14 protein-coding genes are annotated in these 16,347 nt (G+C 67.9%); 8 read left to right on the top strand and 6 right to left on the bottom strand.

Annotated features, from left to right (window positions below):
- Nucleotides 1-2 precede the first annotated feature (2 nt).
- The 3 genes from L632_RS0115260 (at nucleotide 3) to L632_RS0115250 (ending at nucleotide 2,998) form a co-directional block, all read left to right on the top strand.
- Complete coding sequence (locus L632_RS0115260) at nucleotides 3-809, top strand: transglutaminase family protein (RefSeq protein ID WP_028713515.1); 807 nt, start codon at nucleotides 3-5, stop codon at nucleotides 807-809.
- Nucleotides 810-873: 64 nt separating this feature from the next.
- Complete coding sequence (locus L632_RS0115255; protein ID WP_028713514.1) at nucleotides 874-1,599, top strand: proteasome-type protease; 726 nt, start codon at nucleotides 874-876, stop codon at nucleotides 1,597-1,599.
- Between the two features lie 34 nt (nucleotides 1,600-1,633).
- On the top strand, nucleotides 1,634-2,998 hold the full coding sequence (locus L632_RS0115250; RefSeq protein ID WP_028717086.1) for a glycosyltransferase 61 family protein: 1,365 nt from the start codon (nucleotides 1,634-1,636) through the stop codon (nucleotides 2,996-2,998).
- Here the strand turns inward: L632_RS0115250 and mutS are convergent.
- Entirely contained in the window at nucleotides 2,987-5,623 is a 2,637-nt protein-coding gene (gene mutS, locus L632_RS0115245) for a DNA mismatch repair protein MutS (protein WP_028717085.1), read from the bottom strand. The genes L632_RS0115250 and mutS overlap by 12 nt on opposite strands.
- 156 nt (nucleotides 5,624-5,779) lie before the next feature.
- Here mutS and L632_RS0115240 point away from each other — a divergent pair, with 156 nt between their 5' ends.
- From L632_RS0115240 to L632_RS0115220, 5 genes are all read left to right on the top strand, one after another.
- On the top strand, nucleotides 5,780-6,619 hold the full coding sequence (locus L632_RS0115240; RefSeq protein ID WP_028713511.1) for a 2-keto-4-pentenoate hydratase: 840 nt from the start codon (nucleotides 5,780-5,782) through the stop codon (nucleotides 6,617-6,619).
- 145 nt (nucleotides 6,620-6,764) lie between these two features.
- On the top strand, nucleotides 6,765-7,871 hold the full coding sequence (locus L632_RS0115235) for an ABC transporter substrate-binding protein (RefSeq protein ID WP_028713510.1): 1,107 nt from the start codon (nucleotides 6,765-6,767) through the stop codon (nucleotides 7,869-7,871).
- 52 nt (nucleotides 7,872-7,923) lie between these two features.
- Nucleotides 7,924-8,772 (top strand): ABC transporter permease subunit, encoded by an 849-nt coding sequence (locus L632_RS0115230; RefSeq protein WP_028713509.1) that lies wholly within the window; start codon nucleotides 7,924-7,926, stop codon nucleotides 8,770-8,772.
- Nucleotides 8,769-9,551 carry an ABC transporter permease gene (locus L632_RS0115225; RefSeq protein ID WP_028713508.1) on the top strand — a complete coding sequence of 261 codons (783 nt, stop codon included), beginning with the start codon at nucleotides 8,769-8,771 and terminating at the stop codon, nucleotides 9,549-9,551. Before L632_RS0115230 ends, L632_RS0115225 begins: the two co-directional genes overlap by 4 nt.
- Complete coding sequence (locus L632_RS0115220; protein ID WP_028713507.1) at nucleotides 9,548-10,603, top strand: ABC transporter ATP-binding protein; 1,056 nt, start codon at nucleotides 9,548-9,550, stop codon at nucleotides 10,601-10,603. The genes L632_RS0115225 and L632_RS0115220 overlap by 4 nt, the downstream gene beginning before the upstream one ends.
- 81 nt (nucleotides 10,604-10,684) lie before the next feature.
- Here the strand turns inward: L632_RS0115220 and L632_RS22815 are convergent, their stop codons facing one another.
- The 5 genes from L632_RS22815 to L632_RS0115195 all read right to left on the bottom strand — a co-directional run bounded on the left by L632_RS22815 (nucleotide 10,685) and on the right by L632_RS0115195 (nucleotide 16,347).
- Nucleotides 10,685-11,122: a LysE family transporter gene (locus L632_RS22815; RefSeq protein ID WP_051476464.1), complete on the bottom strand. Its 438-nt coding sequence runs from the start codon at nucleotides 11,120-11,122 to the stop codon at nucleotides 10,685-10,687.
- Nucleotides 11,123-11,391: 269 nt separating this feature from the next.
- The gene (locus L632_RS22810; protein ID WP_036698458.1) at nucleotides 11,392-13,083 is read right to left on the bottom strand and encodes a complex I subunit 5 family protein; all 1,692 of its coding nucleotides are present in this window, start codon (nucleotides 13,081-13,083) and stop codon (nucleotides 11,392-11,394) included.
- Entirely contained in the window at nucleotides 13,080-14,552 is a 1,473-nt protein-coding gene (locus tag L632_RS0115205) for a proton-conducting transporter membrane subunit (RefSeq protein ID WP_028717084.1), read from the bottom strand. The genes L632_RS22810 and L632_RS0115205 overlap by 4 nt, the downstream gene beginning before the upstream one ends.
- Nucleotides 14,549-16,027, bottom strand: a complete 1,479-nt coding sequence (locus L632_RS22805) for a complex I subunit 5 family protein (RefSeq protein WP_036698456.1) — start codon at nucleotides 16,025-16,027, stop codon at nucleotides 14,549-14,551. The genes L632_RS0115205 and L632_RS22805 overlap by 4 nt, the downstream gene beginning before the upstream one ends.
- Complete coding sequence (locus L632_RS0115195) at nucleotides 16,027-16,347, bottom strand: cation:proton antiporter subunit C (protein ID WP_198019360.1); 321 nt, start codon at nucleotides 16,345-16,347, stop codon at nucleotides 16,027-16,029. The genes L632_RS22805 and L632_RS0115195 overlap by 1 nt, the downstream gene beginning before the upstream one ends.

Below are 16,347 nucleotides of genomic sequence, written 5' to 3'. Positions count from 1 at the left end.
CGATGCGGCTGAAGATCACCCACGAGACCAGCTATTTCTACGACCCGCCGGCGCAGGGACTGGTGCAGAGCCTGCGGCTGACGCCCTCGGTCCACGAGGGGCAGCGGGTGGCGGACTGGACGATTTCGGTCAGCGGCGGCCAGCGCGGCGTCGCCTTCCGCGACGGCGCCGGCGACTGGATCGAGGGCTGGACCGTGCGCGGGCCGGTGCAGGAGGTCGTGGTCTCGATCGCCGGCCAGGTCGAGACCCGCGACACCGCCGGCGTGCTGCGCGGCCATCGCGAGACGGTGAATCCGCTGGTCTATCTGCGCCCGACGCCGGCGACCCGGCTTGATGCGGCGCTGCGCGAGCTGGCCGGTTGCGAACAGGGCGAGGACGGGCTGGACCTTGCGCACCGGCTGGCCGCGGCGGTGTCGCGCGCCATCGCCTACGAGCCGGGCGTGACCGAGGCGCATACCACCGCCGCCGAGGCGCTGGCGCTGGGGCAGGGGGTCTGCCAGGACCATGCCCATGCGCTGATCGCCTGCGCCCGCGAACGCGGCCTGCCGGCGCGCTATGTCTCGGGCTATCTGCATTCCAATGCCGGGGGCGAGCCGCATGACGCCGCCCATGCCTGGGCCGAGATCCATGTCGGCACCCTGGGCTGGGTCGGCTTCGACGCCGCCAATGCCTGCTGTCCGGACGACCGCTATGTCCGGTTGGGCTCGGGGCTGGATGCGCAGGACGCCGCGCCGGTGCGCGGCACCACCTTCGGCTCGGGCCGGGAAAGCCTGGACGTGCGGGTGCAGGTCGAGGAAATGGAACAGTAACCCCCTGTTGCGCCGGGCGCGGGGCGGTCGTATCCCTCGGGGGAATGCGTGCCATGGAACGGACATGACCTATTGCGTCGGCTTGAAGCTCAACGAGGGGCTGGTTCTGCTCTCGGACACCCGGACCAATGCCGGGCTGGACAATATCTCGACCTATCGCAAGATGTTCTTCTTCGAGCAGCCGGGCGAGCGGGTCGTCGCCGTCCTGACCGCCGGCAGCCTGTCCCTGACCCAGACCACCATCGCGCGGCTGCAAGAGGCCGTCGACCTGCCCGATGCCGATGAGGAGACCTCGATCCTGCGCGCGCCCAGCATGCTGCAGGTGGCGACGATCATCGGCCGGACGCTGAGCCGCACCCGGCGCGAGATCGTCGAGCAGTGCCGCGACCTGAACCAGCAGGCCAGCGCCAGCATGATCGTCGGCGGCCAACGCGCGGGCGGCGAGATGCGGCTGTTCCTGATCTATCCCGAGGGCAATTTCATCGAGGCGACCGAGGACACCCCCTTCCTGCAGATCGGCGAGCACAAATACGGCAAGCCGATCCTCGACCGGGTGGTGCGCCCCGACACCTCGCTGGCCGATGCGCAGAAGGCGGTGCTCTTGTCGATGGATTCGACGCTGCGCTCGAACCTGTCGGTGGGCATGCCGCTGGACCTGGCGGTGATTCGCAGGGACGACTGCCGGGTCAGCCACAAGCGCCGCATCGACGAGGGCGACCCGGCCTTCATGGCCATGTCCGCCGCCTGGTCCGCCGCGCTGCGCGACAGCTTCGTCAAGGTCACGATCTAGCGCCGCATATCCGTCGCATCCCCGAGGGTTTTCCATGTCCGTCGAACTTCAGCGCCCGCCCATGGCGGTGTTCCATTTCCCCGGCATCCACCCCGGCATGTCCTATCTGGCGCCGCGCCCCGGCTGGGTGCTGCGCCAGGTGGAGGGCGCCGCCGTGCGCCTGTTCGCGGAAAGCGACGAGCCGACGGTCCGCGACATGCAGCGCTCCGCCATCGAAAGGCAGGAGCGCCGGCTGCTGACCACGGTCATGGAAATCAACGCCTCGCCCGTGGTGCTGGAGAATGCGCAGTTCCGCAACGCCTTCGGGATGATCGACGGGCGCATCTGGCTGAACGGGGCCGCCGGCAACCGGATGCGCAACAAGTTCGACCAGCAGAACACCGAGGAGTGGCGGCAGGGCCGGCTGGTCAGCGCATTCCGCCGCGGCCGGAAAGAGGCGGCGCTGCCCCTGCCGGTCTGGAAGGACCGCGCCGCCGACCTGCCGGTCGCCATCGAGCTGAAGAACGGTTTCAACTATTATCACTTCACCACCGAGACCCTGGGTTGCCTGGCGTCCTTCGTCCAGGACGACGGCGATCAGCCGATCAATCTGCACCTGCCGCAGGACAATCTGCGCGGCTTCCTGACGGGCTTCATCGAGGCGGTCTTTCCCCGCTCGGCGCCGCGCGTGCGGTTCGTCAGCTCGGCTTGCCGCTATGACCGGGTGCGGGCGCTCTACAGCCACCAGCATTATCTTTACCAGGTCGAGGATCCCCGCGTGCAAGCGGCCGTCAACCAGCCCGGCGTCGATCCGCGCTGGAACACCCTTCGCTCCGAGGCGCCCTATCGCAAGGCCGTCGCCATGGCCTCCTATGACAGCAGCCTGCGGCTGTTGCGCGAACATGCGCTGCGGCGGGTGCCGCGCAAGCTGGTCGAGAAGATGCCCCGGCTGGTCTGGATGGGCCGCGACGAAGGCGGCGCCGCGCGTCTGCGCGGCCTGTCCGGCCAGGCCCGGCTGATGGCCGGCCTGGGCGAACGCGGCTTTCATTGCGTGGCCTTCGAGCATCTGTCGCCGCTGGAGCAGATCGCCCAGATGCAGGCCGCCGATATCCTGGTGGCGCCGCATGGCGCGGGCCTGGCCAATATGACCTATGCCAAGCCCGGCGCCCTAGTCATCGAGATCGGCACCCGCCAGACCCAGATGCACAGATGGGGCGATTTCCTGCCTTGCGCCCATGTTTCGCGTTGCCGCTACGACACGGTCTTTGCCGATATCGCCGGCGTGTCCCGCGCCGGCGAGGTGCCGCCGATGTCCGAAGGGCATATGGGCATCCACATCGGCAAGCGGGCGACGCGGCGCATCCTGGCGCTGGTGGATGATGCGCTGGCTGGCCTGCCGGCCCAGGCTTCAGCCGTCTGACTCCAGCAGGCCGCGCAGCTCGTAGACCAGGTCCAGCGCCTCGCGGGCGCTGATCGTGTCGGGGTTCAGGCCGCGCAGCCGCTCCTCGACCGCCGAGGGTTTCGCCATGGTCGCCGGTGCGGGCGCCGGGGCGGCGCGGAACAGCGGCAGGTCGTCCAGCATCGCGGCGGGTTTGCCGGTGCCCTGTCGCTCGCCGCTTTCCAGCTGGTGCAGGATGTCGCGGGCGCGATCCACCACCGAGGGCGGCAGCCCCGCCAGCCGCGCCACCTGCACGCCATAGGAACGGTCGGCGGCGCCTTTGCGAACCTCGTGCAGGAAGATCACCTCGCCCTCCCATTCGCGCACGGCGACGGTGGCGTTCTCGACGCCGGGCAGGCGGGCCGACAGGCTGGTCATCTCGTGGTAATGGGTGGCGAACAGCGCCCGGCAGCGGTTCTTGCCGTGCAGATGCTCCATCACCGCCCAGGCGATGGAAAGCCCGTCCCAAGTCGCGGTGCCGCGGCCGATCTCGTCCAGGATCACCAGCGCGTGGTCGTCGGCCTGGTTCAGGATCGCCGCCGTCTCGACCATCTCGACCATGAAGGTGGACCGGCCGCGCGCCAGGTCGTCCGCCGCGCCGACGCGGCTGAAAAGCTGGCTGACAATGCCGACATGAGCGCGGCGGGCGGGGACGAAACCCCCGGCCTGGGCCAGCACGGCGATCAGCGCGTTCTGGCGCAGAAAGGTCGATTTGCCCGCCATGTTCGGGCCGGTCAGCAGCCAGATCGCGGGGGTCTCGCCCTCGGTCAGGGCGCAGTCGTTGGCGACGAAAGCCTCGCCCTTGCGCTTGAGCGCGCGTTCCACCACCGGATGCCGGCCGCCCTCGATCACGAAGGCGCGGCTGGCATCGACCTCGGGGCGCACCCAGCCCTCGCCCGAGGCGAGGTCGGCGAAGGCCGCGGTGAGGTCGATTTCCGCCAGCGCGCGGGCCGCCTGGCCGATGGGGCCGGCGCGGTCCAGCACCGCGCGGGTCAGGCGGGCAAAGATCTCGCGCTCGATCTCCAGCGCCCGGTCGCGGGCGTTGAGGATGCGGGTTTCCAGTTCCGACAGTTCCACGGTGGTGAAGCGGATCTGGTTCGCGGTGGTCTGGCGGTGGATGAAACGCTCGTTCAGCGGCAGGGCCAGCATCTTCTCGGCATGGGTCGAGGTGGTCTCGATAAAGTAGCCCAAGACATTGTTATGCTTGATCTTCAGGCTCTGCACTCCGGTCTCGGCGATGTAATCGGCCTGCATCCGGGCGATGACGCCGCGGCCCTCGTCGCGCAACCGGCGGGTTTCGTCCAGGTCCTCGTCATAGCCGGGCGCGACGAAGCCGCCGTCGCGGGCCAGCAAGGGCGGCTCGGCCACCAGCGCCTCGTCCAAGAGGTCGATCAGCGCATCATGCCCGGTCAGGTCGCGCGCCGCCTCGGCCAGCACGGCGATCTCGTCATCGCCCAGCATGGCGGCGATGGCCGCGCCCTGCGTCAGCCCGGCGCGGATCGCGGCCAGGTCGCGCGGCCCGCCCCGCTCCAGCGCCAGCCGCGACAGCGCCCGGTCCATGTCGGGCGCGCGCGCCAGCGCCTCGCGCAGGTCGGCGGTCAGGCGCGGGTCGTCCACCAGATGCGCGACGGCGGCCTGCCGGGCATGGATCTCGGCCAGGTCGCGCGAGGGGGCGCTGATGCGGCGCTCCAGCAGGCGCGCGCCGCCCGCCGTCACCGTGCGGTCGATGGCGGAGAGCAGCGAGCCCTCGCGCCCGCCCGACAGCGCCTGCGTCAATTCCAGGTTGCGGCGGGTGGCGGCGTCGATCTGCATGGCGCCGCCAAGCGCCTCGCGCACCGGCGGGCGGATCAGCGGCATCCGGCCCTTCTGCGTCAGCTCCAGGTAATCGGCGATGGCGCCCATGGCGGCGAGTTCGGCGCGGGAAAACTGGCCGAAACCGTCCAGCGTCTCGACCGAGAACAGCGCGCAAAGCCGGCGCGTGGCGGCGCTGCTGTCGAAGCTGCCGGCGGGCAGTTCGGTCAGGGCCGCGCCGGCCTCGGCGGCGATCTCGTCCAGCTGCGCGCCCTCGGCGGCCAGCAATTCGCGCGGGGCGTGGCGGGCGAGTTCGGGGGCCAGCCGTGCCGGCGGGCAGGGCATGACGCGGAAGGCGCCGGTCGAGATGTCGACCCAGGCCAGCGCCGAATCCTCGCGCACCGTGGCGAAGCTGGCCAGGAAATTGTGCCGCCGCGCCTCCAAGAGCGATTCCTCGGTCAGCGTGCCGGGCGTCACCAGCCGCACCACGTCGCGGGCCACGACCGATTTCGAGCCGCGCTTCCTGGCCTCGGCCGGGTCCTCCATCTGCTCGGCGATGGCGACGCGGAACCCCTTGCGGATCAGCGTCAGCAGATAGCTTTCAGCCGCATGGACCGGCACGCCGCACATCGGGATCGGTTCGCCCAGATGCGTGCCGCGCTTGGTCAGCGCGATGTCCAGCGCGGCGGCTGCGGCGACCGCGTCCTCGAAGAACATCTCGTAGAAATCGCCCATGCGATAGAACAGCAGCGCGCCGGGATTGGCCTCGCGGATCGCGAGATACTGCGCCATCATCGGGGTGGGTTGATCGCTCATGTCCAGCCTTGTCGCCTGCGGTCCCGTTCTTCTAGGGGATGCGCGGGCCGATGCAAACAGCATGCGGCCAAGTTGCCGCAGGGGCGCAAGAATCCCGGTGACAGCGGTCCCGTGTTGCGGCATCGTCGGCCGGGAATGCATTCGTGAGGCCGGGCGATGAAATCGTTGATTCTGGGGGCAATCCTGCTGCCGTTCGCGGGCGTGGCCGTGGCGGCCTGCCCGGACGTCTCATTGATGCAGAATGCCGCGCGCGGCTGGATCGCCGGCCAGCGCCTGCCCGACCCGCTGGTGCGCACGGTCGAGGACGGGGCCTGCGCCTATGCCAGTTTCCGCAGCGTGCTGGAGGCCGAGCTGGGCGCGCCGGTGGGGGTGAAGGTCGGCTTCACCTCGAAACCGGCGCAGGAACGGTTCGGCGTGACCGAGCCGGTGGCCGGCGCGCTGTTTGCGCCGATGCTGGTGCCGGACGGCAGCCGGCTCAGCCTCAAGGGCAGCCGCGAGCCGTTTTTCGAGGCCGATCTGGTGGTGACGGTGGGCAGTTCCGCGATCATGCAGGCCCGGACCCGCGAAGAGGTGGCGGCGGCGCTGAAGGACGTGCGCCCCTTTATCGAACTGCCCGACCTGGCGCTGCAAAAGGACGTGGTGCCGACCGGGCCGCTGATGGTCGCCTATGGCGTGATGCCCTGGCGCGGCGTGCTGGGACGGGGCATCCCGATCTCTGACCTGCGCGATCCGGTCGCCGATCTGGAGGCGCTGACGGTGAACCTGAAGATGGACGGCAAGAGCGTCGGCACCGGCTCGGGCGAGATGCTGCTGGGGCATCCGCTGGACGTGGTGCTGTGGCTGGTCGAGCAGGGCCGCTACGAGTTGAAGCCGGGCTCGGTCATCTCGCTGGGCTCGCTGGGCAAGCTGCATCCGGCGCTGCCGGGCCACCGGGTCGAGGCCGATTACCGCATCGGCGGCAAGTCCATGAAGGTCGGGCTGGTGCTGGTGCCCTGAGCCCGCGCCGGGACCGCAGGCTTCCCCCAGGTCAGCGCGGGAAAAAACCTTTGCCAACAGGGGTCTTGTGTCGCAAGACTGTCACGGGGGGCCGCTAGGTGGCAGCCAGCCGCCTATGGGGCGCGTTCTGGAACGGAGTTGACCAATGACCATTCAATCGACCGCGGCGGGGCTGGCCGCCGTGACGCTGCTGGCGACCGCGGGGGCCGCCTCGGCGCAGGACCTGGCGGCGCTCGAGGAGGCGGCCAAGGCCGAGGGCATGCTGACCACCATCGCGCTGCCGCATGACTGGTGCGGCTATGGCGAGGTGATCGCCGGCTTCAAGGCCAAATACCCGGAAATCAGGGTCAACGAGCTGAACCCCGATGCCGGCTCGGCCGACGAGCTGGAGGCGATCCGCGCCAACAGGGACAACAAGGGCCCGCAGGCGCCCGATGTGATCGACGTGGGCCTGTCCTTCGGTCCGCAGGCCAAGGCCGAAGGGCTGATCCAGCCCTACAAGGTCGCCACCTGGGACACGATCCCCGACGACGCCAAGGATGCCGAGGGCTATTGGTATGGCGATTATTACGGCGTGATGGCCTTTGGCGTGAACACCGACCTGATCGACGAGGCGCCGAAAAGCTGGAAGGACCTGACCAAGCCGGAATATGCCAATGCCTTCGCGCTGGCCGGCGATCCGCGCGCCTCGGCCCAGGCGATCATCTCGGTCATGGCGGCAGGCATCGCCAATGGCGGCGAGCCGGGCGAGGCATCCGGCCAGAAGGGCATGGAGCTGATGGCCGAGGTGCACAAGGCCGGCAATTTCGTCCCGGTTATCGGCAAGTCGGCGACCATCGCCCAGGGCGCGACGCCGATCGTCACCGCCTGGGACTACAACCTGCTCAGCTGGCGCGACAGCCTGAACGGCAATCCGCCGGTCGAGGTGATCATCCCCGAGGACGGCGTGGTCGCGGGCGTCTATGTGCAGGCGATCTCGGCCTATGCGCCGCATCCGAACGCGGCCAAGCTGTGGATGGAATATCTTTACTCGGACGAGGGCCAGCTGGGCTGGCTGAAAGGCTATTGCCACCCGATCCGCTTCAACGACCTCGTCCAGAACGGCAAGGTCCCGCAGGAGCTGCTGGACGCGCTGCCCGAGGCCTCGGCCTATGAAAAGGCGATCTTCCCGACGCTGGAGCAGCAGGAGGCCAACAAGAAGGTCGTGACCGAGGGCTGGGACAGCGTCGTCGGCGCGGCGGTTCAGGAATAAGGCGCGGCGGCCCCGCCCGGCTGGCGGGGCCCCCCGGAACGGGCGAGGCGGAATGAGACAGATCGGCTGGAACTGGCTGGGCGTCGTGCCCTTTTTCGCCTTTGCCCTGCTGTTTCTGGTGCTGCCGACGATGAACATCGTCATCGGCGCCTTCCAGAACCCGCAGGGAGAGTTCACGCTGGCCAATCTGGCTGGGCTGGCCTCGCCGCGGATCGTGTCGAGCTTTGCCATCTCGATCAAGATCTCGCTGGCCTCGGCGCTTTTGGGCTGCCTGATCGGCTTTGCCATGGCGGCGGCGGTGGTCATGGGCGGCGTGCCGCGCTGGATCAAGGGGCCGCTGATGACCTTTTCCGGCGTCGCCTCGAACTTCGCCGGGGTGCCGCTGGCCTTCGCCTTCATCGCCACGCTGGGGCGGGTGGGGCTGGTCACGATGCTGCTGCGGCAATGGTTCGGCATCAACATCTATGCCATGGGCTTCAACCTGCTGTCGTTCTGGGGTCTGACGCTGACCTATCTGTTCTTCCAGATCCCGCTGATGATCCTGATCATCACCCCGGCGCTGGAGGGGTTGAAGCGCGAATGGCGCGAGGCGGCAGAGGTGCTGGGCGCCAGCACGGGGCAATACTGGCGCATGGTGGCGCTGCCGATCCTGTTCCCGTCGCTTTTGGGCACCTTCGCGCTGCTGTTTGCCAACAGTTTCGGGGCGGTGGCGACGGCCTATGCGCTGACCGGCTCGTCGTTGTCCATCGTGCCGATCATGCTGTTCGCGCAGATCCGCGGCGACGTGCTGCAGGACCCGCATCTGGGCTATGCCATGGCCTTCGGCATGATCGTTGTCACCGGCCTGGCGAACCTCGCCTATGTCGTCATGCGCACCCGCGCTGAAAGGTGGATGCGATGAAACGGGTCTGGTCCTGGGCGGCGCTGATCGTCGGCGGGCTGTATTTCCTGCTGCCGCTGATCGGCACCATCGAGTTCTCGCTGCGGATGCGGCGCGGGGAATATTCGCTGGACGCCTATCGCTCGGTGCTGTCGGACGCGGCCTTCCGGCAGACCTTCAGCTATTCGGTGGTCATGGCGCTGCTGACCATCGTGCTGGGGGTGCTGATCGTGGTGCCGACCGCCTATTGGGTGCGGCTGCGCCTGCCGCGGCTGCGCCCGGTGATCGAGTTCATCACCCTGCTGCCGCTGGTCATTCCCGCCATCGTCGTGGTCTTCGGCTATATCCGGCTTTACAATACCAGCTCGATCCTGCCGCTGACCGGCACCGCATCCGGCACCAACCTGCTGCTCTTGTGCGGCTATGCCACGCTGGCGCTGCCCTATATGTATCGCGCGGTGGATACCGGGCTTTCCACGCTGGACGTGCGCAGCCTGACCGAGGCCGCGCAATCGCTGGGCGCCGGCTGGGTGCGGATCATCGGCCGGCTGATCCTGCCCAACGTGCTGGGCGCGGTGATGTCGGGCGCCTTCCTGTCCTTCGCCATCGTCATCGGCGAATTCACCATGGCGGCGCTGCTGAACCGCCCGGCCTTCGGGCCCTACATGCAGCTGCTGGGCGCCAACCGTGCCTATGAGCCGGCGGCGCTGGCGGTGATCGCCTTCGCCGTCACCTGGGGCTGCATGGGGGTGATGCAGCTGATCTCCCGCCTGTTCGGCACACGGATTCAACCGACATGAGCTTCCTGACCCTCGACCACCTGCAGAAATCCTTCGGCCCGACCCGCGTCGTCCACGACTTCGACCTGTCGGTGGAAAAGGGCGAGTTCGTGTCCTTCCTGGGGCCGTCCGGCTGTGGCAAGACCACGGTGCTGCGCATGGTCGCGGGGTTCGAGACGCCGACGGCGGGTCGCATCACCATCGACGGCCAGGACGTGACCCGGTCGCGGCCGAATCAGCGCCGCATCGGCATGGTGTTCCAGTCCTATGCGCTGTTCCCGAACCTGACCGTGGCCGAGAATGTCGGCTTCGGCCTGAAGGTCGCCGGCATCGCGCGGGCCGAGCGTGCCGGCCGCGTGGCCGAGATGCTGGCGCTGATCGGCCTGCCGGACCTGGGCGGGCGCTATCCCTGGCAGCTGTCGGGCGGCCAGCAGCAGCGGGTGGCGCTGGCCCGGGCGCTGGCGCCGCGGCCGCGCGTGCTGCTGCTGGACGAGCCGCTGTCGGCGCTGGACGCCAAGATCCGCGTCTCTCTGCGCAACCAGATCCGCGAGATCCAGCAGCAGCTGGCCATCACCACCATCTTCGTCACCCATGACCAGGAGGAGGCGCTGTCGATTTCCGACCGCATCGTGGTCATGCACAAGGGCGTCGCCGACCAGACCGGCACGCCCGCGCAGATCTACAACCAGCCCGCCACCGATTTCGTCGCCGGATTCGTCGGCACGCTGAACCGGTTCGAGGCCGAGGTGCTGGACGCCGCCCGCGGCCTTGTCCGCGTCGAGGGGGCCGAGATCGCGCTGGACCGCCCGCTGCCCACCGGGCGCATCACGCTCGCGGCGCGGCCGGAAAGCCTGCGCATCGCGCCCGAGGGCATCCCGGCCGAGATCGCCGGCGTCGAATTCCTCGGGTCCGTCCAACGGCTGCGGGCGCGGGTGGCGGGTCGCGAGGTGGTGCTGGACCGCTTCAACGAGCCCGGCGCCGGCCTGCCGCAACCGGGCGAGCAGGTGCGGCTGGCCGCCGCCCCGGCTGGCTGGCTGGTGCTTGCCGCCATGTCCGATGCCAGCAACTTTTGACTTACGGGGCACGGCATTGTGGTGCCTGACGGCAGGCGTCCGCTTTGCGGGACGTTGCAGACATTCCGTATGGCGGCGAATCTACGGCCTTGAGAGTAGCAGGCGGATGCCCGCATACCCGAAGATTGCTGCTAGCATCCCCTCTATCCAGCGGCGCGCTCTTTGGTAGGCGCGTCCCATGATGGGGGTCGAGAAGATCAGGGCATAGCCAACATTGACGATCATCGCCAACACAGCACAACCCGTCATCATGATCGGGATCGTGTAGGACGGCGCATCAGGACGCAGCCCTATGGACATGATCGCGATCCATCCCAGCACAGCCTTCGGATTGGATAGATGAAGCACCATGCCCTTGCGATAGAGTGCCCGCTTCCCCGCCAGCGGGATTAAAGCCGTCTGACCAGCCTTACCCGCCAACGCCGAACGCGCGGATTTCCACGCCAGATAGAGCAGATATAGGCCACCAGCGATCTTGAGGGCAAAAATGGCCCCAGCGTAAGCCGTGAGCGCCGACAAATCCCGTCAGGGGGAGGGTTCCACATGGGTCAATTCTCAGTGACATTTTCTATCGTGGCTGGGTCAGTTCTCAGTGACATCCAACAAACATGGATACAAGCAGTACCGGGGATGTCTTGGCGGCACGCCTCCCGGACTTGTGCCTGCCCCCATGCGGGGCGGCCGGCGATTTCGATTTAGTATGGCTTCTCGCCGATTCAAGACCTGCGCGGCGTTCGCGACTGTATGTCTGCCGATGTCCGCGTCTCGCGTTTCGCCTCGCCACTGCTTCATAGCGTGGCCAGGATCACCAGCATCAGGAGAAGTGCTCCGCTTATCGACCATCGCGACAACAGGCGCTCCGCCCGCGACGCCCATTCACCCGCCACGCGGTCGAGCATGAGACGCTTTTCGGGAAGCCTGAGCGCGGCGATCCAATGCGGCCGTGCCGGAATCATCGACAGAAGGCGTGCACCGGTGTCAGTGGTCGGAATGAGCAGGTCGCCTTCGGGAATACCTGGAGCACCCAGCCGTGCGACCGCCACCAAGGCGCCAACGACACCGGCCGCCGCCGCCGGCCAGAAGGCGGACAGAAGGCTGTCCGGCGCGAGCGGATAGGCGACCGGCAGGCCGGTGACGCCTGTGAACAGCAACCATGGCACGATCAGGCCCGCCGCCACGGTCGCCAGCCATGGAACGAGCAGGCCGGCTGCCGGTCGCGCGTCAGGCTCGTGGCTGCCGGTCGCGGCGACCTTGAGCATGAAGCGAAGCATCAGCATTGCGGTGCCGACGGCAGAGAGCGTGAACAGGAGTTCCGCCGCGCCGCCGCCGAGAGGTGGCTTTGCGCCGAGCTTGGCCAGCGCCCCGCCGGTGAGCGGCAGACCGGCGAGCGACAGCGCGGGTAGGGTGAGCGTCGCCAGCACCGGCACGAGCGACCGCTTCCCGCTCGCGCCCACGACGCCGACGCCCATGAACAGCGCGCCCTTGGCGAGACCGTGATGAAGGGCGTAGAAGCTCGCCGAGGCGAGCGCGATTTCTGGCGAGCCCTGTTGGAGTGCCGTCGCCAGCACGGCAACCACGAGACCCATCTGGCTGACGGTCGAATAGGCGAGCACGGTCTTTGGGTTCTGTTGCGTCAGCCCGATCGCTACGCCGTAGAAGGCGGTGGCGAGTCCGGCCCACAACAGCGCCTCGTGCCAGAAGCGTAGGTCGACCCCGAACGGCAGGAACTGGATAAGCCCGAATATCCCGGCCTTGACGATCGCGCCCGACAGAACGGCCGACGCAGGTGTCGGGGCCGCAGGATGAGCGAGAGGCAGCCAAACATGTAGCGGCACAAGGCCCGCCTTGATGCCGAAGCCGGCGACAAGAAGCGTAAGGACCGCCCCCTGCCACGGCGAGTCGACCATCGATTCGCGCATGTCCGCGATCAGCAGCGTCTCCGCGCTGGACGCGGCCAGCATGAAGCCGAGTAGCAGAGCGGTCTCGCCGGCCAGCGCCAGCACAATGTAGACGAGGCCCGCACGCATCGCCTTTGCTGAGCGCGTATGGACGACTAGCGGATAGGCGGCGAGCGAAACGCAGGCGAAGCTCACATAGAAGGTTGCGACGTCGGCTGCGAGGAACACGCCGAGATTGCCAGCAAGCGTAAGGCACCACAGTGCTGCGAAGCCGCCGGCCCGCTCGTCGCCGCGCATGTAAGTGCGCGCGAAGATGCCGGCGGCGCTCCACAGGAATGCCGCGAAGCCGAGGAACAGCCGGGCATTGCCTTCGAGCGCAAGCTGCGCGCCGAGCAGCAGGTCGGGGGCTTCGAATGCGCTCCCCTCGGGCGCGAACAGCGCCGTAGCGAGGGCCGGCAGCGGCGCCAGCGGCAATAGCGACAGGCTATACGGCCGCATAGCCGGCAGGTGGGCGGCCACCGCCAGCGTCAGCGGCAAGGAGAGGACAGGAATTAGCCAGAGCGCACCATACGAAAGAATCATGGCAGATAGACCCTTTCCACGATCAGCGTCGACCAGCCAAGCGGGCTAAGCGCGAAGGCGGCGAGCAAACCCGCGCCAAGCGACGCGAGCGCCGTCACTGCACCGGGCAGGATGAGCGCTGCCGATGCTTCGATGATGCCTTGGCTTGGCGGGTTGCCGGCAGGAGGACGGAACCACGCGCGATAGACCAGCGGCAGGAAATAGGCGGCGTTGAGCAGGCTGGAGGTGGCCAGCACGGGGATCACCCAGGGCTGGCCCGCTTGTAGGCCGCCGATGCCGAGATACCATTTGGATACGAAGCCGGCGACCGGCGGCACGCCGATCATGCCGAGCGCGCCGACGGTAAAGGCGAGCATCGTCACCGGCATGCGCCGTCCTGCACCGTCGAGTTGGTCAATGGAGGTGATGCCGAGCCGCTCAGCGAGCGCACCTGCCGTAAAGAACAGCGTGATCTTCATCAGGCCCTGATGGACGAGGTGGACAAGCCCGCCGATAGTGGCGAAAGGACTGGCCAGGCTCGCGCCGAGGATGATGTAAGCGACCTGGCTGACGGTAGAGAAGGCGAGCCGGCGCTTGATGTCCGTCTGCTGGAGTGCGCGGACCGAGCCGTAAACAATGGTCAGCGAGGCGAGCGCCGCCAGCGTCAGCCCCAGCGAAAGCTCGGCCACGCGTTCGATGCCGTAGACGTCGTAGATGAAGCGTACGATGCCGAACGCGCCGGCCTTCACGACAGCCACGGCGTGGAGCAGCGCGCTCACCGGCGCCGGCGCGGCCATCGCCTGCGGGAGCCATCCGTGGAACGGCACTAGCGCCGCCTTCACTCCCAGCCCGCCGACGCACAGCAAGAAGATCACGCGCAAGGTCCAGTCGTCGATGTTCGCGAGCGCACCGGGACGCGCGAACTCGACCGGGCCGGTCATGCCTTCCAGCCACACGATGCCGAACAGCAGCGCAGCACTTCCGGCCATGGTGTAGGCGAGATAGGAACGCCCGGCGGCCATGGATTTCTCGTCCCCCTTGTGGACGACCAGAGGCCAGGTCGCGAGGGTGAGCAGCTCGTAGAACAGGAAGAAGGTGATGAGCGAGCCGGACAGCGCGATCCCGGTGGTCGCCGTCACGCACAGGTTGAAGAAGGCAAAGAAGCGCGACAGGTTCGGCTTCCCACCGAAATAGGCGATCGCATAGACGGTGGTGACGAGCCACAGGAAGGCGGACAGCGTCACGAACAGCAGCGCCAGCGCGTCGACCCGCAACAGCAGATAGAGGCCGGGAACGAATTGCAGCCGCGTCTCGTAGACCATGCCGCGCGCCACGCCCTCGAGCAGGAAGGCGATCAGCACCAGCTTCAGGAGCGCGCTGGCGATGTTGATTGAGTTGCGCAGCCGCGTGCGCTCCTCCGCGAGGAAGAAGCAGATGAAGGACGGCGCGAAGGCGCAGGCCATCAGGGCGATGGGAAGTGCCTGTGTCATTCCGTCCCTCCTTCCAACACTTCGGGCAGGCCGATCTGAAGGAACTGATAGGGAATACTCGATGCCAGGCCGATGATCGTCGCGATCAGCGCCAGCGCCAGCGGGATCGTCTGCCGCGCCTTGGAGACAGGCGCGATTTCGGGCGCATGACTGCCCGCAAAGGCCGCATTGAGCGGCCGGAACAGGTAGACCGCCGCCAGGAGTCCGCCGGCGATCATCACCAGCGCGTAGAAGATCTGGCCGCCGGCGAGCGCGGAGGTCAGCATCAGATACTTGGCCATAAAGCCGCCGGACGGCGGCAGGCCCATGATCGAGAGCGCCGCGAGACCGAAGGCGGCCATCGTCATCGGCAGGGCGCGGGCGATGCCCTTCATGTCGGCGATCCGGTCATGCCCGAGCGCCTCGATGATCAGGCCGGCCGCGAGGAACAGGGCGGCCTTGGCGAAAGCGTGCGAGAGCGCATGGAAGATGCCGCCGGTCCACGCGCCGGCCGCCCAGGGCAGCGCGAAGGCCGAGCCGTCCGCGAGCGGAAAGATGAAGAACAGATAGCCGATCTGAGCCACGGTCGAATAGGCGATCACGAGCTTGAGCCGGCCCTGGCGGATGGCGAGCAGCGAGCCATAGATGACCGCACATGCGCCTAGGAGGCCCAGCGTCTGCACGAGCCACGGGCTTTGCGCGTCCGGCATCACGTGGAACCAGATGCGCACGATGATGAAGAACGACGCCTTCACCACCAGCGCCGAGAGCAGCGCGCTCGCCGGCGCTGGCGCATTGCCGTGCGCGGGCGGCAGCCAGGCATGAAGCGGGAACAGCGCAGTCTTCGCCAGAAGCCCGGCCGTCATCAGCCCGCCGGCGAGGACGACGGCGCGGTCGGGCTCGATGGCTTCGTAAAGCAGGCCGATGTCAAGCGTGGCGGCCGAGGCGTAGAGCAGAGCGACGCCAGTCATATAGGCGAGCGAGCCCATCAGGGCGAAGATCAAGTAGCGCAGTGCGGCCGCGGTGCCGCCATAGGCGACCATAGCCACTGCGGTGAGGGTCAAAAGCTCCAAAGCGACATAGAAGTTGAACAGGTCGCGCCCGACGAAGATCGCGTTGAGCGCTGCCCACATGGCGAAAAACAGCGGCCAGAAGGTGAAGCTCTGCGTCGTCTCGGCTGGATCGGAGCCGAAGGCGCGGCGCGCAAAGAGCGCTGCGGCGGGCATGATGATCGCGCCAGTCATCACGAAGACGGCCGAAAGCCCGTCCGCGCCGAGCGCGATGCCGAGCGGCACGGCCCAGCCGCCGACAGCCACCTCCAGCGGTCCGTGACTGCCAACCGCAAGGCAAAGCAGCACCGCGAGCGCAAGCATTGCTGGACCAATCCCGAGGACGAGACCGGACGAGAACCTGCCCGACACAATGGCAAGCAGGGTCGCGGCCAGCGGCAGGCCGACGGTGAGTTCCAGAAGCGGCAGCGTAAGGAGAGCACCCATCACGTCTCCTCCCGGTCCTCTTCCGGCAGCACAGCGCGGCCGGCCTCCTCCGCGTGCTTCAGCACCAGCGCTACCGCGAGCGCGGTCAGCGACAGAGCCACAACGATCCCCGTGATGATGAGAGCGTGGGGCACGGGATCAGCCCCGGCTTGCGGAGCGCGGTAGCCGAGCGCGCCGAGAAAGAGGAAGACGCCGCTGCCGATGACGTTGAAGGCCAGCACCCGCCGCAGGAGATGGGCACGCACGATGAAGCCGTAGACGCCGATGCCAATCATCGCGGCGCCGCAAAGGGCGTAGAGGGTAGCGGTCGACAGCATCAT

This window comes from Paracoccus sp. J39, assembly GCF_000518925.1.
Lineage (GTDB): Bacteria > Pseudomonadota > Alphaproteobacteria > Rhodobacterales > Rhodobacteraceae > Paracoccus.
The sequence above is the reverse complement of the archived record's forward strand: the minus strand, read 5'-3'. Positions and strand labels throughout refer to the sequence as shown.